At 66.0% G+C, this 18,955-nt stretch carries 21 protein-coding genes; 13 read left to right on the forward strand and 8 right to left on the reverse strand.

Annotated elements, in window-relative coordinates; genetic code table 11:
* Positions 1-69 precede the first annotated feature (69 nt).
* Together E5A73_RS17660 and E5A73_RS17665 are read left to right on the forward strand one after the other, a co-directional pair.
* Positions 70-756 (forward strand): helix-turn-helix transcriptional regulator, encoded by a 687-nt coding sequence (locus tag E5A73_RS17660; protein ID WP_135965166.1) that lies wholly within the window; start codon positions 70-72, stop codon positions 754-756.
* Positions 757-837: 81 nt separating this feature from the next.
* Positions 838-1,221, forward strand: a complete 384-nt coding sequence (locus tag E5A73_RS17665) for a VOC family protein (protein WP_135965167.1) — start codon at positions 838-840, stop codon at positions 1,219-1,221.
* Positions 1,222-1,308: 87 nt separating this feature from the next.
* Here E5A73_RS17665 and E5A73_RS17670 read toward each other — a convergent pair whose 3' ends face one another.
* The 5 genes from E5A73_RS17670 to aroQ all read right to left on the reverse strand — a co-directional run bounded on the left by E5A73_RS17670 (position 1,309) and on the right by aroQ (position 5,500).
* The gene (locus E5A73_RS17670) at positions 1,309-2,772 is read right to left on the reverse strand and encodes a phospholipase D-like domain-containing protein (protein WP_135965168.1); all 1,464 of its coding nucleotides are present in this window, start codon (positions 2,770-2,772) and stop codon (positions 1,309-1,311) included.
* Positions 2,769-3,104, reverse strand: a complete 336-nt coding sequence (gene arsC, locus E5A73_RS17675; protein ID WP_135965169.1) for an arsenate reductase (glutaredoxin) — start codon at positions 3,102-3,104, stop codon at positions 2,769-2,771. The genes E5A73_RS17670 and arsC overlap by 4 nt, the downstream gene beginning before the upstream one ends.
* 94 nt (positions 3,105-3,198) lie before the next feature.
* Positions 3,199-4,554 (reverse strand): acetyl-CoA carboxylase biotin carboxylase subunit, encoded by a 1,356-nt coding sequence (gene accC / locus E5A73_RS17680; protein WP_135965170.1) that lies wholly within the window; start codon positions 4,552-4,554, stop codon positions 3,199-3,201.
* A gap of 2 nt (positions 4,555-4,556) precedes the next feature.
* Positions 4,557-5,030 (reverse strand): acetyl-CoA carboxylase biotin carboxyl carrier protein, encoded by a 474-nt coding sequence (gene accB, locus E5A73_RS17685; RefSeq protein WP_135965171.1) that lies wholly within the window; start codon positions 5,028-5,030, stop codon positions 4,557-4,559.
* A gap of 35 nt (positions 5,031-5,065) precedes the next feature.
* Entirely contained in the window at positions 5,066-5,500 is a 435-nt protein-coding gene (gene aroQ / locus E5A73_RS17690) for a type II 3-dehydroquinate dehydratase (protein WP_135965172.1), read from the reverse strand.
* A gap of 184 nt (positions 5,501-5,684) precedes the next feature.
* On the opposite strand from aroQ, the gene thiS reads away from it, so the two are divergent.
* Both thiS and E5A73_RS17700 read left to right on the forward strand, forming a co-directional pair.
* Positions 5,685-6,689 carry a sulfur carrier protein ThiS gene (gene thiS, locus E5A73_RS17695; RefSeq protein ID WP_135965173.1) on the forward strand — a complete coding sequence of 335 codons (1,005 nt, stop codon included), beginning with the start codon at positions 5,685-5,687 and terminating at the stop codon, positions 6,687-6,689.
* A 225-nt stretch (positions 6,690-6,914) separates the two neighbouring features.
* Complete coding sequence (locus E5A73_RS17700) at positions 6,915-7,268, forward strand: nuclear transport factor 2 family protein (protein WP_276605818.1); 354 nt, start codon at positions 6,915-6,917, stop codon at positions 7,266-7,268.
* 64 nt (positions 7,269-7,332) lie between these two features.
* Here E5A73_RS17700 and E5A73_RS17705 read toward each other — a convergent pair whose 3' ends face one another.
* Positions 7,333-7,929, reverse strand: a complete 597-nt coding sequence (locus E5A73_RS17705; RefSeq protein WP_135965175.1) for a class I SAM-dependent DNA methyltransferase — start codon at positions 7,927-7,929, stop codon at positions 7,333-7,335.
* 91 nt (positions 7,930-8,020) lie between these two features.
* Between E5A73_RS17705 and E5A73_RS17710 the strand changes: the two genes are divergently transcribed.
* The gene (locus tag E5A73_RS17710) at positions 8,021-8,191 is read left to right on the forward strand and encodes a CsbD family protein (RefSeq protein ID WP_135965176.1); all 171 of its coding nucleotides are present in this window, start codon (positions 8,021-8,023) and stop codon (positions 8,189-8,191) included.
* Between the two features lie 58 nt (positions 8,192-8,249).
* On the opposite strand, the gene E5A73_RS17715 is transcribed toward E5A73_RS17710, so the two are convergent.
* Both E5A73_RS17715 and E5A73_RS17720 read right to left on the reverse strand, forming a co-directional pair.
* Positions 8,250-8,489, reverse strand: a complete 240-nt coding sequence (locus tag E5A73_RS17715) for a hypothetical protein (protein WP_135965177.1) — start codon at positions 8,487-8,489, stop codon at positions 8,250-8,252.
* A gap of 40 nt (positions 8,490-8,529) precedes the next feature.
* Positions 8,530-10,182, reverse strand: a complete 1,653-nt coding sequence (locus E5A73_RS17720) for a thiamine pyrophosphate-binding protein (RefSeq protein ID WP_135965178.1) — start codon at positions 10,180-10,182, stop codon at positions 8,530-8,532.
* A gap of 149 nt (positions 10,183-10,331) precedes the next feature.
* Between E5A73_RS17720 and E5A73_RS17725 the strand changes: the two genes are divergently transcribed.
* The 8 genes from E5A73_RS17725 (at position 10,332) to leuC (ending at position 18,870) form a co-directional block, all read left to right on the forward strand.
* Positions 10,332-11,039: a CoA transferase subunit A gene (locus tag E5A73_RS17725; RefSeq protein WP_135965179.1), complete on the forward strand. Its 708-nt coding sequence runs from the start codon at positions 10,332-10,334 to the stop codon at positions 11,037-11,039.
* Positions 11,036-12,112, forward strand: coding sequence for an HAD family acid phosphatase (locus tag E5A73_RS17730; protein ID WP_240700245.1), 1,077 nt, complete (start codon positions 11,036-11,038; stop codon positions 12,110-12,112). Before E5A73_RS17725 ends, E5A73_RS17730 begins: the two co-directional genes overlap by 4 nt.
* Positions 12,112-12,765: a CoA transferase subunit B gene (locus tag E5A73_RS17735; RefSeq protein ID WP_135965180.1), complete on the forward strand. Its 654-nt coding sequence runs from the start codon at positions 12,112-12,114 to the stop codon at positions 12,763-12,765. The genes E5A73_RS17730 and E5A73_RS17735 overlap by 1 nt, the downstream gene beginning before the upstream one ends.
* A gap of 152 nt (positions 12,766-12,917) precedes the next feature.
* The gene (locus tag E5A73_RS17740) at positions 12,918-14,153 is read left to right on the forward strand and encodes a hypothetical protein (RefSeq protein ID WP_135965181.1); all 1,236 of its coding nucleotides are present in this window, start codon (positions 12,918-12,920) and stop codon (positions 14,151-14,153) included.
* Between the two features lie 42 nt (positions 14,154-14,195).
* Positions 14,196-14,879, forward strand: a complete 684-nt coding sequence (locus E5A73_RS17745) for a ferritin-like domain-containing protein (RefSeq protein ID WP_135965182.1) — start codon at positions 14,196-14,198, stop codon at positions 14,877-14,879.
* Positions 14,880-15,491: 612 nt separating this feature from the next.
* Positions 15,492-16,454, forward strand: a complete 963-nt coding sequence (locus E5A73_RS17750; protein WP_135965183.1) for an NAD-dependent epimerase/dehydratase family protein — start codon at positions 15,492-15,494, stop codon at positions 16,452-16,454.
* A 57-nt stretch (positions 16,455-16,511) separates the two neighbouring features.
* Positions 16,512-17,351, forward strand: a complete 840-nt coding sequence (locus E5A73_RS17755) for a c-type cytochrome (protein WP_135965184.1) — start codon at positions 16,512-16,514, stop codon at positions 17,349-17,351.
* A 76-nt stretch (positions 17,352-17,427) separates the two neighbouring features.
* Positions 17,428-18,870, forward strand: a complete 1,443-nt coding sequence (gene leuC / locus E5A73_RS17760) for a 3-isopropylmalate dehydratase large subunit (RefSeq protein WP_135965185.1) — start codon at positions 17,428-17,430, stop codon at positions 18,868-18,870.
* The last annotated feature ends 85 nt before the right edge of the window (positions 18,871-18,955 follow it).

Raw genomic sequence — 18,955 nt, forward strand, 5'->3', positions numbered from 1 at the left:
TGCGGCGAGAATGTCCCTACTGCCAGATCGTGGCACTATGCTATCATCGACCTCAGGAGGGCAGTCATCATGTCACGCGCCCAGCGCCTTCTCGACCTGATCCAGGTGCTGCGCCGGCATCGCCGCGCGGTTTCCGGCACTGTTCTGGCCGAGGAGATCGGCGTCTCTCTCCGCACGCTGTATCGCGACATCGAGACCTTGCGGGCGCAGGGCGCGCCGATCGAGGGCGAAGCGGGGGTGGGCTATGTACTGCGCCCCGGCTTCATGCTGCCACCGCTGATGTTCTCCGAGGAGGAGATCGAGGCTTTGGTGCTCGGCTCGCGCTGGGTTTCGGAACGGGCGGACGGGCCGCTGGGCAAGGCAGCGCGCAATGTGCTCGCCAAGATCGGCGCCGTGCTGCCCGAAGACCTCAAGGCGAGCGTGGAAGCGTCGGGCCTGTTGATCGGCCCCGGCGAACCGATAGCCGCCGGCGACGCCGAACTGGCGTCGATCCGCCAGGCCATCCGCTCCGAGCGCAAGATGCAGATCGCCTATGCGGACGAGCACGGCAACGCCACCGACCGCATCATCTGGCCCATTGCGCTGGCGTTTTACGATCGGGTGCGCGTGGTCGTCGCGTGGTGCGAGTTGCGTAACGGCTACCGCCATTTCCGGACCGACCGGATCATGGCGTTCGAGGTAACCGCGAGATATCCGCGCCGCAGGGTCGCGCTGTTCAAGGAATGGCGCACGATCCGGAACATTCCCGAACAATGACTGCTGCCACAAACTGACAGCATAATTTCGTAGACCTTCCCACCGGCGTTCGATCCCGAACGCCGCGAACGGAGGAACGTCATGCCGGATTTCAACTTCCTGCTGCTGCACGTCGCGGACGAAATCGCTAGTGCGGCCTTCTACAACGAGCAGTTGGGAATCCCGATCGTCGACCAGAAACCGGGCTTTGCGATGCTGGCGCTGCGGGACGGAGTCATGCTCGGCCTGTGGCTGCGCGATACTGTCGAACCGCAAAGCTCGGGGCAATCGGGCGCGAGCGAGATCGCCTTTGCCGTCGCCGACGCGGCGGCGGTCGAAGCCACGCACGCCGATTGGGCCGGGCGCGGGTTGACGATCCTTCAGCCGCCGACGGTCATGAGCTTCGGCACCACCTTCGTCACGCTCGACCCTGATGGCCACCGCCTGCGCGTATTCGCGCCGGGCGCCGCACAAGCGCAATCCTGAGTGGCGAGGGGCGAACGGAAAGCCGCTCGCCCCTTCATGCTCAGTTCGCCGAACCGCTCGCTTGAAGGGAAGGGGCTTATACGGGGGTCACCCCTTCGGCTTGCGCAGCCTTCGGAACAGGCCGGGGCCGGCGATCGGCTCGAACAGGTCCTCCGGATTTTCGGGGTCGAGGACCTCGTGGTCGGCGAGCCATGCGGTGACCCCCTCGAGGTCGGGGACTTCATAGGGCCGCAGCGTCTTGCCGCCGCGCTGGCGGAGGCGCTCGACCGCGGCGATCAGCGATTCGCTCTCGATCGCTTCGGCGACTTCCTCGGGCGTGCAATCGAGATGCTCTGCCAGCAAGCCGTTGCGGATCGAGGCGATATGGCTGCGATTCGACTCGTCCGCCGGCCCCGCCTCGATCGTCACGTCGCATTCGGTGTCGAGCCGCAGCGAGCGGTTGTTGAAGTTGGACGAGCCGACGCGCAGCACCATGTCGTCCACCACCAGCACCTTGGCATGGACATAGATCGGCGCGCCGCCGGCGGTGAACGGGTGATAGATTCGCAGCCGGCCATATTTGTCGCGTTTGCGTAGCGCCTCGACCAGCCGGGCGCGGGCCGTGTCCATCGCCACCTGCTCTAGCCAGCCATCGGCCGCCAGCGGATTGACGATCAGTATCTCCGGGCCGTCTGCCTCGTCGAGCCGCCGCGCGATCGCCTCGGCGATGCGGCGCGAGGCGAAATACTGGCTCTCGGCATAGATCGTCCGCTCGGCACGCGCGATCAGGTCGAGATAGAGCTGCTCGATCTCGTGGACCGCCTCGACGCCCTTCATCTCGGGCTGGGTGCGCGAGATCGCGGCGGGCACGTCGGTGAAATGCGGGGTCAGGATTTCGGGCCAGCACGCGTCGCGCGCGGGCGGCGGGGCGATCGGCCTGCCGCCGGCCAGCTCCCAGCGCTCGCGGCACAGGTCGCCCAGCACCGCCGCGACGGGCCCCTGCAGCGCCGTGGAAGCGTCGTGCCAGGGCATGTAGGCGGCTCCGCCGGGGTCGACGCGACCGGGCTCGTCGTCGCGGTGGCCGCGGGTGTCCCAGCGCTTGTTGGTCATGTCGATGCCCCCGCAGAAAGCGAGGCAATCGTCGATCACGACGATCTTCTGGTGGTGCGACGCGCCTGGCGGGTGGGTACTGTCGAGCATGGGATGGATGCGGGGATGGAGCATCCAGCGCGCCGTCGTGCTCAGGGTCTTGGGCCGCAAATAGGTCTTCAGCGCACCGACATCCCAGCGCAGCAGATAGATTTCGAGTTCGGGATTGCGCTTCGCCAGCCAGGTGATGAACGGCCCGACCTGCTCGGGGGCGTCGGGCGCTTCGTCAGACGGCTCCGCCAGCTCGATCCGGGCGTCGAAGTCCCAGCCGATCAGCAGGATCTGGCGTTTCGCCAGCAGCATCGCGTCGCGCGCGGCGCGGAAATAATCCTCGGCGTCGACGATCACCGAGACGCGAATCGCCTGCTCGACGCGCCACGCATTACGGCCGGGGCGGACGACCTTGCCCTTGTCGGCGGTCACAGGATTTCGCGCACCTTCTCGGGCGGGCGGCCGAGGCGGACGCCCTTTTCGGTCTCGACCAGCGGGCGTTCGATCAGCAGCGGATCGACCATCATCGCGTCGAGGATGGTATCGCCGTCGGCGGACTTGAGCGGCTTGGCGCCATCCTCTGCGATCCGCAGCCCCGCGCGCGGGCTGATGCCGGCGCGGGCATAGAGCTCGGCAAGCTTCGCGCGCGAGGGCGGAGTCTTGAGATATTCAACGATCTCGACCTCGGCGCCGGCCTCCTGCAGAATCGCCAGCGCCTCGCGCGATTTCGAGCAGCGCGGATTGTGGTAGATCGTGGCTTTCATTCACCCATCCGTTCGTGCTGAGCTTGTCGAAGCACGGTGCTTGACCGGTGCCGGAGGAAAGCGCCCTTCGACACGCTCAGGGCGAACGGTCGAGCTATTGCGCGTCCTGCTTCGCCAGCCATTCCTCGAGCCACTTGATCGTATATGCCCCCGCCTGGAACTCGGGATCGTCGAGCAGTGCCTGATGAAGCGGGATCGTGGTCTTCATCCCCTCGATCACGAATTCCTCGAGCGCACGGCGCAGCCGCATCAGGCAGCGTTCGCGCGTCGAGCCATAGACGATCAGCTTGGCGATCATGCTGTCGTAATAAGGCGGCACCTTGTAGCCGGTGTAGAGCCCGCTATCGACGCGGACGTGCATCCCGCCCGGCGCGTGGAACTGCTTCACCGTGCCCGGCGAAGGCGCGAAGGTGCGCGGATCCTCGGCATTGATCCGGCATTCGATCGCATGGCCGTGGAACTGAATCTTGTCCTGCGTGCACGACAGGCCATGCCCCTCGGCGACGCGGATCTGCTCGCGGACGAGATCGAGCCCGGTGATCATCTCGGTCACCGGATGCTCGACCTGGAGCCGGGTGTTCATCTCGATGAAGTAGAACTCGCCATTCTCCCACAGGAACTCGATCGTCCCCGCGCCGCGATAGGCCATATCGGCCATCGCCTTGGCACAGACGCCACCGATCCGCGCGCGATCGGCCTCGCCGAGCACGGGGGAGGGGGCTTCCTCGAGCACCTTCTGGTGGCGGCGCTGGAGCGAGCAGTCGCGCTCGCCGAGATGGACGGCATTGCCGTTGCCGTCGCCGAACACCTGGATCTCGATATGGCGCGGATTGCCGAGATATTTTTCGAGATAGACGGTGGCGTCGCCGAACGCGGCCTTCGCCTCGCTGCCCGCCTGCTGCATCAAGGTTTCGAGCTGGTCCTCGGAGGTGCACACCTTCATGCCGCGCCCGCCGCCGCCCGATGCCGCCTTGATGATCACCGGGTAGCCGGCTTTCGCGGCGATGATCTTGGCTTCGGCGAGGTCGCTGATCGCACCGTCCGAGCCGGGGACGAGCGGCAGGCCGAGCGCGCCCGCGGTGCGCTTGGCTTCGATCTTGTCGCCCATCGTGCGGATATGCTCGGGCTTGGGCCCGACGAAGATGATCCCGTGCGCCTCGACGATCTCGGCGAACTGGGCGTTCTCCGAGAGGAAGCCATAGCCCGGGTGGATCGCGTCCGCGCCCGAGATCTCGGCTGCCGAGATGATGTTGGGGATGTTGAGATAGCTCTCGGTCGCGCTCGGCGGCCCGATGCAGATCGCCTCGTCGGCAAGCCGCACGTGCATCGCGTCGCTGTCGGCGGTCGAGTGCACCGCGACGGTCTTGATCCCCATCTCGTGGCAGGCACGGTGGATGCGCAGCGCGATCTCGCCGCGATTGGCGATCAGCAGCTTCTTGATTTCGGCCATGCTTACTCGACGACCACGAGCGGCTGGTCGAACTCGACCGGCTGGCCGTTCTCGATGAGGATCGCCTTGACCGTTCCGGCGGCGGGGGCCTGGATGGCGTTCATCACCTTCATCGCCTCGATGATCAGCAGCGTGTCGCCGGCAGCAACCTTGTCGCCCACCGTTATGAAGCTCTTCGCCTCCGGATTGGGCTTGAGATAGGCTGTGCCGACCATCGGCGACTTGACTGCGTTCGCCGCGGCGGCGGGCGCAGAGGCCCCGACTTCGGCGGCGGCAGGCGCGGAAGCGACGGGCGCGGTCGCCGGTGCGGCATATTGCATTGCCGGCGCGACCGTCACGGTCCGCGCGACGCGCACGCGGCGTTCACCGTCCTCGACTTCGATTTCGGTAAGCTGTGTCTCGTCGAGCACGGCGGCGAGCTGGCGGACCAGCTCGATATCGACGTGCATCGCCCCTTGTTTGGTATCTTCGGCCATTGCGACCCTTTTATCCGATGAAACGCGGGCTCATGTCAGAGACGCGCCGCGGCTTCAAGCGCAAGCATGTACGAGAGCGCGCCGAAGCCGGCGATGGTTCCGCGTGCGGCACGGCCGACATAGCTGATGTGCCGGAAGTCCTCGCGCGCATGCGGGTTGGAAAGATGGACCTCGATCACCGGCGTCGTGATGCTCTTGACGGCATCGTGCAACGCGATCGAGCTGTGCGTGTACCCGCCCGGATTGAGGAGCACTGCCCTCGCGCCCCGGGCCTGCGCTTCGTGCAGCCAGTCGATGAGGTGGCCCTCATGGTTCGACTGGCGCATGTCGATGACCAGATCGAGTTCTCTCGCCCGGTCCTCGAGGTCGCCCGCGATATCGTCCAGCGTCGCCGAGCCGTAGATCTCCGGCTCGCGCAGCCCCAGCAGGTTGAGGTTGGGGCCGTTGAGGACGTAGATCGTATCGGCCAAGCCGGTGCCTTTCGGTTGCGGGTCTGCCCATCGCCTCTATATGACGCAGCGTCAGCGATCAAATCGGGCTGCTGATCCTTTCCCGTTCGCCCTAAGCTTGTCGAAGGGCCGCTCTTCTTCCTTCGTGGCGGCGGAAGAAAAGAACGGGGCTTCGACAAGCTCAGCCCGAACGGAGGTTAAGCGCGTGCACACCGACGGTACCGTCAGCATAGTCGTCAACGGCGAGCACAAGCGCGTCGCGGCGGGCCTCACCATCATTCAGCTCGCGGAACAGCTCGGGCTGGTGCCCGAGAAGATCGCAGTCGAGCGCAACTTGGAAGTGGTGCCGCGTTCGACCTTGGGCGAAGTCCTGGTCAAGGACGGCGACGAGCTCGAGATCGTCCACTTCGTCGGCGGCGGCGATCATGTCCGCCCGATCGCGGACGACAGCTGGAGCGTCGCGGGGCGGACCTTCCGCTCGCGGCTGATCGTCGGCACCGGCAAGTACAAGGATTTCGAGCAGAACGCCGCGGCGGTGGCGGCATCGGGCGCCGAGATCGTCACCGTGGCGGTGCGCCGGGTGAATGTCAGCGATCCCAATGCGCCGATGCTCACCGATTATATCGACCCGAAGAAGATCACCTATCTCCCCAACACCGCGGGCTGCTTCGATGCCGAGAGCGCGATCCGCACGCTGCGGCTGGCGCGCGAGGCTGGGGGCTGGGACCTGGTCAAGCTCGAAGTGCTCGGCGAGGCGCGGACGCTCTACCCGGACATGGTCGAGACTTTGCGCGCGACCGAGATCCTCGCCAAGGAGGGCTTCAAGCCGATGGTCTATTGTGTCGACGATCCGATCGCGGCGAAGCGGCTCGAGGATGTCGGCGCAGTCGCGATCATGCCGCTGGGCGCGCCGATCGGCTCGGGGCTCGGCATCCAGAACCGGGTGACGATCCGGCTGATCGTCGAAGGCGCCAAGGTGCCGGTGCTGGTCGATGCCGGCGTGGGCTCGGCCTCGGATGCGGCGGTGGCGATGGAACTCGGCTGCGATGGCGTGCTCATGAACACCGCGATCGCCGAGGCAAAGGACCCGATCCTGATGGCTGCGGCGATGAAGGCCGCGGTCGAGGCGGGTCGATTGTCGTACCGCGCGGGACGGATGGCCAAGCGGCGTTATGCCGATCCGAGCAGCCCGCTCGCGGGGCTGATCTAAGGTCTTGCAGTCGCGCGCGTGCGAAGGCGGGCGGCAGCGATGAACCCGGTTGCCGATCTGCCCGGTTGCTGACAGGCTGATGGCGCTACACTCGGATCACCATCTAGCTTGGAGCGGAGTATGATCGGGCCATTCGCGTTTGCATTGCTGCTTGCCCCCGCTCCGGTTGGTGCCGACCCTGCGCCACCTGCACAGTCGAGCGCGGTTGCACTGGACAAGGAGTTAATCGACCTCTCGAGGCAAAAGTGGCTGTGGATGGCCGACAAGAACGTCGACGCACTGGCCAGACTGTTCGACGACAAGGCGATCTTCGTCCACATGAGCAGGACGATGACCAAGCCCGAGGAACTCGAGGTCATCAAGGGCGGGAACATCGAGTATCGTCGAGCCGACATCAAGGAGATATCGGTGAGGTTTATCGGGGATACCGCCATCGTCCTCAGCCGGATCGATCTCCACGCCATCGTCCGCGGGAACGTGGCCGATAATCCGTTCTCGGTAACCGAGACATATGTGAAGAAGGGCGGCGAGTGGAAGCTCGGCGCGCTCGCCTTTTCCCGGCTGGCCACACCGAACTGAATCACGCGTGGACGCGTTGGCCTGACTGTCCCTAACCTTTTGGGGGCGAGATGAGCGCGCCGGCTTACTGCGGTTTGCGCGCCAGCCAGACCGCCCTTCCCCCGGCAGTCGCATCGCGTGGCGCGAACGCCACTTCGAGCAGCCCGTATTCTGCGAACAGCGCGCGATATTCGGCCGGGGCGAGGCTGGCATAGTATAGTCCCTCGCCGAACTGGCACCCTATGACTTCGCCGCGCGCCGGTCCGGTGTTGAAGAGGAACGCTCCGCCCGGTGCCAGCCAGTGGGCCACCTTCACCACTATCTCGGCCTGCTCCTCCGAGCGCAGGTGAAAGACGCTGTCCCAGGCGACGACGCCATGGAAGTGCCCGTCGATCACGACATGGCGCATGTCGCCGCGGATCCACCTGTGCCGGCCGAATCGGGTTCGCGCGAGTGTGATCATGGCCTCGGATGCGTCGACGCCGGTCAATTCCCGGCCCTTGTCGATCAGATAGCGGGCGATCGGTTCGCCTGCGCCGCAGCCGAGGTCGAGCACATGGCCACCCTTCGGCACCCCCAGCAGGAAGCGATCGAGCCAGGCCTTTTCGACGAAGTTCTTGCGGCGTGCTTCGTCGAACGCATGGGCGTGGCGTTCATAATGCGCGGCAATCCGATCGGGCATCGCAGGAACCCCACCCGGCCATAACCGTTGTTAGGATGCACGCAAGACAGGGCGCATCATGCGCCGGTCCTAGAGCCAGGAGTTTGAAATCATGGGTGAACTCACCGACAAGATCAAGGGCAACGTCAACGAGGCGGCCGGCAAGATCAAGCAGCAGAGCAGCGACCCCGAAACCCGCGACGAAGGCGCCGCGCAGGAGCTCAAGGGCAAGGGCCAGCAGCTGGCCGGCAAGGTCAAGGGCGCACTCGGCGACGATATCTGACGCCGGCGATCGGTGCTAGAAGAGGAGGGCGGTCTCGCGAGAGGCCGCCCTTCGTCATTCAATCGGGAACGTAGAACGACCAGAGCCCGCTTGGCAGCTTGCTCGCCGCGAACTGGACCGGGCGGGTCTTGGTGCCGACTTCGCAGATCATGTACGACTGGGTCTGCACCGGTTCGAGCGGATTGGGCAGCGTCACGGTCCTGCTGTCGAGCCAGCGCCATTCCTGCTGCCACACTTTTACACCGGAAAGTGCGAGCTGATCGCCTTCCTTGCCGATGTGTGCCGTCTTCCAACTCATGCCACTCTCCTTGCCTCCATTATAGAGGCTTAAGAGCCGGTTAGCGCTCGCGGATCGCGGTGATCGTCGTTGCTGGCGAGATGAATTCCACGTCGGTCTTGAGGTGGAGCAGCCGTACTCCGGTTTCCGCCAGCGCACGGTCCAGCGCGGGCGCGAATTGTTCGGTGCGCTCGACTGTCTCGGCCCAGCAGCCATAGGCGCGGCCGAGCGCGGCGAAGTCCGGATTGTGGAGCCTGGTGCCCGAAAGCCGCGCCGGATATTCGCGCTCCTGGTGCATGCGGATCGTGCCGTAGGCGCCGTTGTCGATCACCAGCACGATCATGTCGGCACCGTGCTGGATGGCGGTCGCGAGTTCCTGCCCGTTCATCATGAAGTCGCCGTCGCCGGCCAGCGCGACTACTTGCCGCTCGGGCGCGCGCAGCTTGGCGGCGACGGCGGCGGGGACGCCGTAACCCATCGCACCGGCGGTGGGGGCAAGCTGCGACGGTTGCGCGCTATACTGCCAATAGCGGTGCCACCAGCCCGAGAAATTGCCCGCGCCGTTGCAGATGATCGTGTCCGCCGGCATCGCCGCGCGCATCGCCGCGACGCACTGACCGAGATCGAGCGTAACGCCCTCACGCGGCTTGGGCGTGGACCATTCGAGCCATTCGGCATGGGCTTCGGTGGCGGCGGCGCCTTTGACCGCACCGATATTCGCGAGGCCGGCGGCACCGGCGAAGCTCGCCATATCGGCGCAGATCGCGACATCGGCGCGATAGACCCGCCCGAGTTCGCCCGGATCGGGATGGACGTGGATCAGCGTCTGGCCCGGATGATCGGGGGTGATCAGCGTATAGCCGTCGGTGGTCGCCTCGCCGAGCCGCGCGCCGACCGCGAGGATCAGGTCCGCACCCTTGATCCGCGACACCAGCTTCGGGCTGGGACCATAACCGAGATTGCCGGCATAGACCGAGGAACCGGCAGGCAGCGCGTCCTGCCGCCGGAACGCCGATGCCACCGGCAGGCCGATTCGCTCGGCAAATGCCGCGAACGCCGTGCCTGCCGCCGCGGTCCACCCGGCGCCGCCGACGATCGCGATGGGGCGCTGCGCCTGCTCGATCAGCGCCGCCATTGCCTGCATCGCATGCCGGTCGGGCGCTTGGGTGATTCGCGGCAGCGGCGGGCGATCCGCTGTCTCGACTACATCGCGCAGCATGTCCTCGGGCAGCGCGATCACCACCGGCCCGGGCCGCCCGCTGGTCGCGACGTTCCAGGCCCGCGCGACATATTCGGGGATTCGCGCCGCATCCTCGATCCGCGTCGCCCATTTGGCGATCGGCCCGAAAAACGCCGGGAAGTCGACTTCCTGAAATCCCTCGCGGTCGCGCATGCCGCGGTCGACATCGCCGATGAACAACAGCATCGGCTGCGAATCCTGCATCGCGACATGCACGCCGATGCTGGCATTGGTCGCGCCAGGCCCGCGCGTCACGAAAGCGACGCCCGGCCGCCCGGTCATCGCCCCGTCGGCGCAGGCCATGAAGCCGACCCCGCCTTCCTGCCGGCAGGTGACCAGGTCGATCGCCGGCGTGTCGTGCAGCGCGTCGAGCACGGCGAGGAAGCTCTCGCCCGGCACATGGAAGATGCGGTCGCAGCCTTGTGCGACCAGATTGTCGACGAGGATCCGGCCCCCGGTTCGTTTCGCGGTCATGCTGCTGTCCTAGCGCGGCTCGCCCGCGCTGCGTAACCCCCGTTGATGCATCGCCTATGTGCGGCGGAAGTTGAAGGACGATTCAGGTTCGCTTGACCGCCCGCCCGCACGCGGATTATCGCCGCGCCAGGTCAGGAGAGAATCGCGCCATGAAGAAGCTCTACCCCAACGCCGAGGCAGCGCTGGAAGGGCTGCTGTTCGACGGCATGACGCTGTGTGCCGGCGGCTTCGGGCTGTGCGGCATCCCCGAGCGGCTGATCGACGCGATCCAGGCCGCGGGGGTCAAGGACCTCACCATCGCCTCGAACAATGCCGGGATCGACAATGAAGGCCTGGGCAAGCTGCTGCGCAGCCGCCAGGTGAAGAAGATGATCAGTTCCTATGTCGGCGAGAACAAGGAATTCGAGCGGCAATATCTGAGCGGCGAGCTCGAAGTCGAGTTCTGCCCGCAGGGCACGCTTGCCGAGCGCTGCCGGGCGGGCGGCGCGGGCATTCCCGGCTTCTACACCAAGACCGGCGTCGGCACGCAGGTCGCCGAGGGCAAGGAAGTCAAGGTTTTCGACGGCGAGGACTATATCCTCGAGCGCGGCATCCGCTCCGACCTGTCGATCATCAAGGGCTGGAAGGCCGACGAGACCGGTAACCTCATCTTCCGCAAAACCGCGCGCAACTTCAACCAGCCGATGGCGACCGCCGGCCGGATCTGCGTCGCCGAGGTCGAGGAAATCGTGCCCGTCGGCAGCATGGATCCCGACGCGATCCATTTGCCAGGCATCTATGTGCAGCGGCTGATCCTCGGCGCGCCCTATGACAAGAAGATCGAGTTTCGCACCGTGCGTCCGCGCGAGGCGGCGTGATCGCGCGGCGGCCTGCGGCCGGGCTCGCGCTCGCGGCCGCGGGGGCGACGCTGCTCTCGGGCTGTGCCGCGGCGATGGTCGCGGCGCCGCTCGCAGCCGGAGCCGGCGTGTTCAAAGCGAGCAAGCAGGACCGCCCGTCGAAGCGCGACCGCAAGCGTGCGCAGCAGCAAGCGCCCAAGCCCGGGCAGGTTTTCACTGCGCCCGATGGCAGCAAGGTGCAGGTCACCACGCTGACCGCATTGCCGCCGCCGAGCGGCGCGGCCGCCGCGCCGGCCGCGCCGGGGGCCAATGCCCCGCCGGGGATGCAATTTCTCTATGGCTCGGGCGAGGCCGCGGCGCTCAGCCTCCAGGCGTACCAGGCGCTGTGGAATTACCTCAAGGTCGAGATCGGCTACCGGCGCGACAAGACGCAGGTCCGCTCGGTGGTGCTCGCTCCGGGGTCGACGCTGGACAATCCGCGGTTCGAGCCGTGCGGCAAGCGTCCGATGGCGGTGGTGCTCGACATCGACGAGACCGCGCTGCTCAATCTCGGCTATGAACGCGACGAAGCGAGCCGCGGCGGCAGCTATGACGCGGCGCGCTGGGCCCGTTGGGAGCAGAGCGGCGCCGACCAGGTCGCAGCGGTGCCCGGCGCCGCCGAAGCGCTGGCCGCCGCGCGGCGCGAGGGGTTCACGGTGATCTTCAACTCCAATCGCTCGGCCGCCAGTGCCGCGCAGACTGCCGCCGCGCTCGACCATGCCGGGCTCGGCCCGGCGGCTTTGTTCGATACCCTGTGGCTGCGCGGCGAAGGCGAGCCGAGCGGCAAGGACGCACGCCGCCAGAAGATCGCCCAGCGGTTTTGCATCGTCGCGATGGCGGGCGATCAGCTCGGCGATTTCAGCGACTTGTTCAACGCGCCCGATGCGCCGGTCGCCGCGCGGCGCAACAGCGTCGGCGGCACCCTGCTCGCGCCGCTCTGGGGCGCTGGCTGGTTCATGCTGCCCAACCCGGTCTACGGCACCGGGCTCAAGGGCGGCGTCGACGAGATTTTTCCGCCCGACGCGCGCTGGGTGGACCCTGAGGAGAAGAAGTAATGCCCTGGACCCGTGACGAAATGGCCGCGCGCGCCGCGAAGGAGCTGCAGGACGGTTTCTACGTCAATCTCGGGATCGGCATCCCGACGCTCGTCGCCAATCACATTCCCGAAGGCGTCGAAGTCACGCTCCAGTCCGAAAACGGCATGCTCGGCATCGGGCCATTCCCTTATGAGGGCGAAGAGGATCCCGACCTGATCAACGCGGGCAAGCAGACGATCAGCGAGCTGCCCCAATCGGCCTATTTCTCGTCGTCGGACAGCTTCGCGATGATCCGCGGCGGGCATATCGACTTGACCGTCCTCGGCGCGATGGAAGTCAGCGAGAAAGGCGACATCGCCAATTGGATGATCCCCGGCAAGATGATCAAGGGCATGGGCGGCGCGATGGATCTCGTCGCCGGAGTCAAGAAGATCATCGTGGTGATGGAACACACCAGCAAGAACGGCGACCCCAAGTTCATTCCCGAGTGCACCTTGCCGCTGACCGGCAAGAACGTCGTCGACATGATCATCACCGATCTCGCGGTATTCCAGCGCGACGACCATGACAGCCCGTTCAAGCTTGTCGAGCTGGCGCCGGGTGTCGGAGCGGAGGAAGTGGCGGCGAAGACGACGGGTCGTTACGAAGTAGCTTCGACCCAGCCGATCTGAATAGCCGCGGTTTTGCTTCGGCGTGAAGCTGCGGCTTCGCCGGCGGTACTGACATAGAGTCTGGCTTTATCTCGCGGCACTGCGTAAACTTGTCGCGGGGCCGCCGAATCGCGCCCGCGTAACTTGCGTTGATCCTAGGGTGGGGGACCCTGATGGCAAGCTATCCGCATGGTGCAGCGACGCAGAAACGACGGTTCGCGGTCAAGGTCGACGATGTCGAGGTGGGCGCGCACGACCGGGCTGGCGATGTAATCCTCCAGGTCTATTCGGTCGTGGTACCGCGCTACGCGGTATATCGCACCGAGAAGCGCGTGATGGTGCACTATTCGGACGATGGCGCAGAGCAGGCCGAACAGGAGAAGCGGATCGGACAGCTATACGCGGTCCGCGGGCAGATCAGCTCGCTGATCGACGGCTGGCGTGCCGAAGAGGACGTTCGCAACAGCAAGGGTGCGCGGGTCGGCAATGGCCGCCGTGCCGCGCGCTACGACCGGCGGATCGCCGATGCGCTGCTGCTCGCGCTGCAAGGCAATGTCCCGGCAGCGATCGAACTGCTCAACGGCGCCAAGAACGACATCGTCAGCGAGCGCCAGTCGATCGCGCGGATCGATTATCTATGGACCGCGATGGCGGTGACCGGCTTCTTCGTGCTGCTGATGGCGATCATCTCGTCCGGCACGCTATATGGCGTCGTGCACCGGCTCGGCCCGCCTTATGCGTCGGTGTGGACTGCGGTCAGCGGCGGGACGATGGGGGCATTTTTCTCGATCGCGACCGGGCTCAACACGCGTACCATCCTGATCGATCTGCAGAACCGCAATAACCGCGCCGACGCGGCATTGCGCGTGATGATCGGCGCGATCTCGGGCGGGATGCTGCTGTGCCTGCTCAGTTCGGGGCTGGCGGCCAATTCGCTGATCGCCATCGGCACGCTGAACGAGACCAGCGTCAAGGCGACGCTGCTGGTCTTCGTGCTGGGCTTCCTCGCCGGCTTCGCCGAGCGCCTGCTTCCCGATCTGCTCGAAAAGGCCAAGCTCGGGCTCGAAGACGATGCGCCGACCGCCCCTAAACCCTCGGGCGGCGGCGCCACCCCTGGCGCCGGAGCCGGTGGCGGCGGTGGTGGGGCGGAACTGCCCGTCACCGTCACGCCCGTCGCGGCGCCCACTCCGGAGGGGCGGGACGCGGAGGCGAGCGGACCGGTCGATGATCCTGACGCCCCCGTTGCGGACGAGAGTGGCGCTGCGGCTCCGCCGGAAAGCGTGGGGGATCCTGAAAGTCTCGCCCCCAGCGTGACGCAGGTGGACGATCCCGACGCGGCATCTCCGTTGGCGAGCGAGGAAGGTCAGCCTGTTACCGAGGAGCCGCCCGCGCGACCGCTGACGGCGTGAGCGGCGCGTTGACCCTGTTTGGGACGAGGCGTATCTTCGCGCATGTTTGCTTGGTTCCGCCGCCGTTATCTCGACCTGCTGGGCTCGATCTACATCTATAACGAGCATCGGGGCTATACGAGCATCGACCGTGTGCTCGATGCGGCGCGGGTGCGTTCGGCCGACGACCCCACCTTCATCGCCGCGATCGAGAAGCACCGCGCGGACGAGCGCAAACACTATCTGATGTTCAAGCGCTGGTTCGAGCTACAGGGCAAGATGCCGCTCGAGGTCGGCCGAACGTGCGGCCATATCGATCGCTTTGTCGAGATCATCTTCCACCGCACGATCGACGATCTCGATACCGACGCGATCATCGCCAGCGACGACGCGTTCGAGAAGCTCTGCCGCGTGATCTCGCTTACCGAGCAGCGTGGCTATCGACAGGTCGACATCCTGCTGCGTCATCCCCTGGTCACGGGGGACAAGGTGCTGATGAAGATATTCCGGATCATCGAGAAGGACGAACCGAGCCACTGGGCGCCCTATGAGGGCTGGCTCGAGGCCCATGGCAAGCGCGGTCCGAAATGGTGGGAGCGCGCGATCGACACGTTCATCCATTCCGAGCTGCTGTTCCTCAAGCTGCCCATGCTCTTCCTCAACCCGTTCGTGAAGCGCCGGGTCGACTGGGCGGATGCGCATGACTCCGCCCAGCGGTTGGCGAGTCCGCTCCCCGCGGGCATCTGATGGGGGCAGCCGGAGCGGGCGCGTCGACGGCTCGCAACTAGAGACGATTTCAGTTGGATTGACCACCCGAGCCGTTCGCCCTGAGCTTGTCGAAGGGCGATGCTGCCAGCGGTCCGTGCGTGGATAGCCGCCCTTCGACAGGCTCAGGGCGACCGGGAAAAGCACCGATTCCGTCAATATGAAATCGACTCTAGTCGGTCGCCTCTCCCGGAAGGTCAGGTCAAGGCGCGCTGCATCCGATGTCCTGGACCAAGGTGTCCCAGATCCATTCCGCCGCCGTGCAAGTGCGCGCCTGTTGCTTCGGAAGAAGCGTCGTGATCGTTGGCAGTATGACTGCGAAGGCGGCCGCCGCAAATGCAATGGCTTTCATGATATTGCCCTTGTCCCAGAGGATGTGATCATCGCAACTGACTTGCGGGTGTCGCTTTGCTGTCCGCCCCGCAATCTAAAGCTCGGGCGAATATGCAATCGAGTCAAGGTGGTATCGAGTGATCGACTGCTATGATCCGATCCTGTTAGCCTGCGCGCTCGCTTCATGCTTCGGGGCCTTGGTGCCTGCGGTGGGATGAACAAGTGTTTCAACAAGGCCGTCGCTCGGCTATCGACGCCGGCATGCATGTTCTTCTGACAGGTTCTTCCGGCTGGCTCGGCCGCTTCCTTGCGCCGCTGCTGCGTGCCCGCGGCGATGTGGTGGTCGGCCTCGATGTCGCACCCGGCGCCGACACCGACGTCATCGGTTCGGTCGCCGATCGCGCACTGATCGACCGCGTCTTCGCCGATCATGGCGTAGAGGCGGTGATTCACGCCGGCGCGCTGCACAAGCCCGACATCGTCCGCTATCCGGCGCGGGCGTTCGTCGACGTCAACGTGAGCGGCACGCTCAACTTGCTCGAAGCGGCAACGGCGGCGGGGCATGATCGCTTCGTCTTCACCTCGACCACGTCGCTGATGATCTCCAACGCGATCCGGGACGAGCTCGCCGATCATGCCGTGTGGCTCGACGAGACCAGCGGTCCGCTCGAGCCGCGCAACATCTATGGCGTCACCAAGCTTGCCGCCGAGCAGCTTTGCCGGCTCGCGCATCTGGAGAAGGGCCTCAACTGCGTCGTGCTGCGCACCAGCCGCTTCTTCCCGGAGGACGATGATACGCATCGCATCCTCTCGGGCGACAACATGAAGGCCAACGAGTTGCTCCATCGGCGCCTGACGGTGGAAGACGCGGCCCGCGCGCACCTCGCCGCGCTAGACCGGGCGCCGCAGATCGGCTTCGGCACCTTCATCGTATCGGCGCCGACGCCGTTCGACCGCGGCGAGTGCGCCGCACTCAAGCACGATGCCGCGACAGTAATCGCACGCCATTTCCCCGATGCACCTGCGTTATATGCCGCAAAAGGCTGGGAACTGCCCAATTCGATTGGCCGTGTCTATGACGCCGCGCTTGCGGAGCAAGTCATGCACTTTCGCTGCGAGACAGATTTTGGGAAATTGCTCGGCGCTTTGAAGGCTAGTGACTCGCTGCCATTCGCGCATGACCCCTCCTATATCTCGCCGAAGGAAGTATCGGGCGCTGCATGACCTGACGATGCGCGATGCGCATTGTTCGCGTAACAAGTATTTGAGCTTGGGGGGAATATGCGCTGGATCATCCGTGGACTGGCGGCGCTCGCCGGCCTGATCCTGGTCGTCGTCGTGATCGTCTATGCGGGGTCCGAATGGGTGATCCGCAAGGGCCACGCCGTGCCGCTCGCCGAAGTCGCGATCCCGCGTGACGCCGCCGCGGTCGCCGAGGGTGCGCGCGTCGCCCGCATCGCCAATTGCCGCGACTGTCACGGCGCCAATGGCGAAGGCAAAATCCTGTTCGAAGATCCGCTGCTCGGCCGCATCGCGCCGCCGCCGCTGGCGAGGGTCGCCGCAACGATGACCGATGCCGAACTCGTCCGCGCGATCCGCCACGGCGTCCACAAGGATGGCTCCTCGCTGTTCGTCATGCCGACCGCCGCGCTCGGCCATCTGTCGGATCAGGATGTCGGCCGGATCGTGGCGTGGATCCGCACCCTGAAACCGGGCCCGACGGATTCGCAGGCAACCATGTCCTACGGCCCGATCGGGCGGGCGCTGATCCTCGCGGGCAAGCTCCCCGCGGCGGCAAATTCGGCGAGTCTCTCGCAGCCTGCCCGCCCGGCCGACATGGGCCGCTACGTCGCCGACTTCGCCTGCCTCGCCTGCCACAAGCTCCATCAGGACGGCACGATGGAAGACGGCACCACCAAGGTCCCCGCGTTGGCCCCGATGGTCGCAGCCTATGATCCCGCCAGGCTCAAGAAGCTGCTGCGTACCGGCATAGGCACCAGGCCGGATCACGGCCTGATGAGCAAGGTCGCGCGCGAGAGCTTCTTCGTGCTCACCGATCCCGAGATCGACGCGATCCAGGCATATCTGAAGGGCGAGGCCGAGCGGGCGCCGGCGCAATAGGCCGGAATAGCCCAGCTTCGCGACGCAAAATTGCGGCGCGGCTTGCCCTGACGTACGATTGGACTAGATCGCCTGCATGGCCAGCATACCGCGCACCCTGTACGAGAAGATCTGGGCAGACCATGTCGTCGAGCGCCGCGGCGACGGAACCTGCCTGGTCTATATCGATCGGCATCTCGTCCACGAAGTCACCAGCCCGCAGGCTTTCTCGGGCCTTCGCGCCGCCGGTCGTCCTGTACGCCGCCCCGACCTTACCCTCGCGGTCCCCGACCACAACCTGCCGACCACCGCGCGCGTCGATGCCGCGGGGCGTGCGCTGCCGATCGCCGATGCCGCAAGTGCCGGCCAACTCGCCGCGCTCCGCGCCAATGTCGCCGAGTTCGGTGTTCCCTATATCGATGCGCTCGACGCGCGGCAGGGGATCGTCCATGTCGTCGGCCCCGAACAGGGCTTCACGCTCCCCGGCACCACGCTCGTCTGCGGCGACAGCCACACCTCGGCACACGGTGCGCTGGGGGCGCTGGCCTTCGGTATCGGAACCTCGGAGGTCGAGCACGTCCTCGCCACCCAGACCCTGCTGCTCCAACAGTCCAAAACGCTCGAGATCCGCGTCGACGGGAGCCTCGGCTTCGGAGTGAGCCCCAAGGACGTCGTCCTCGCGATCATCGGCAAGATCGGCGCGGCCGGGGGGTCGGGCTATGTTATCGAATTCACTGGCGAAGTGATCCGCGCGATGTCGGTCGAGGGCCGCCTGACCGTCTCCAACATGTCGATCGAAGGCGGCGCCCGCTCGGGCCTGATTGCGCCCGACGAGACGACCTTCGCCTATCTCAAGGGGCGCCCGATGGCGCCGCAGGGCGAGGACTGGGACAGGGCCGTCGCCTATTGGCGCATGCTCCCGACCGACGCCGGCGCGCGCTACGACAAGACTGTCCTTCTCCATGCCAGCGACATCGCGCCGTCGCTCACCTGGGGCACCAGCCCCGAGGACGTCGTCGCGATCACCGGTGCCATCCCCGATCCCGAGAGCTTCGCCGATCCGTCGAAGCGCGTCGCCGCGCAGAAATCGCTCGATTATATGGGCCTCGCCGCGGGCACGGCGATGCAGGACATCGCGATCGAGCATGTCTTCATCGGCAGCTGCACCAACAGCCGCATCGAGGATCTGCGCGCCGCTGCCGCGGTGGTGAAGGGCCGGCACGTTGCCGACCGCATCCGCCAAGCGCTGATCGTCCCGGGCTCGGGGCTGGTCAAATTGCAGGCCGAGGCCGAGGGGCTCGACCGCATCTTCACCGAAGCCGGCTTCGAATGGCGCGAGCCCGGCTGCTCGATGTGCCTCGCGATGAATCCGGACAAGGTGCCCCCCGGCGAACGTTGTGCTTCCACCTCGAATCGAAACTTCGTAGGGAGGCAGGGTCCGGGCGCGCGAACCCACCTGCTGTCTCCCGCCATGGCGGCGGCCGCGGCAGTGACGGGGCGCCTCACCGATGTCAGGGAGCTGATGTCGGCGGATGCGTGAGGGGACTGCGTATGAAACGGGCCTTGATGGTGTTGATCGTAGGAACGGTGTTGAGCGGCCTCGCCGCGGCGTATGCTTCTGCACA

Origin of the sequence: Sphingomonas gei (genome assembly GCF_004792685.1) — a bacterium.
GTDB lineage: Bacteria > Pseudomonadota > Alphaproteobacteria > Sphingomonadales > Sphingomonadaceae > Sphingomonas > Sphingomonas gei.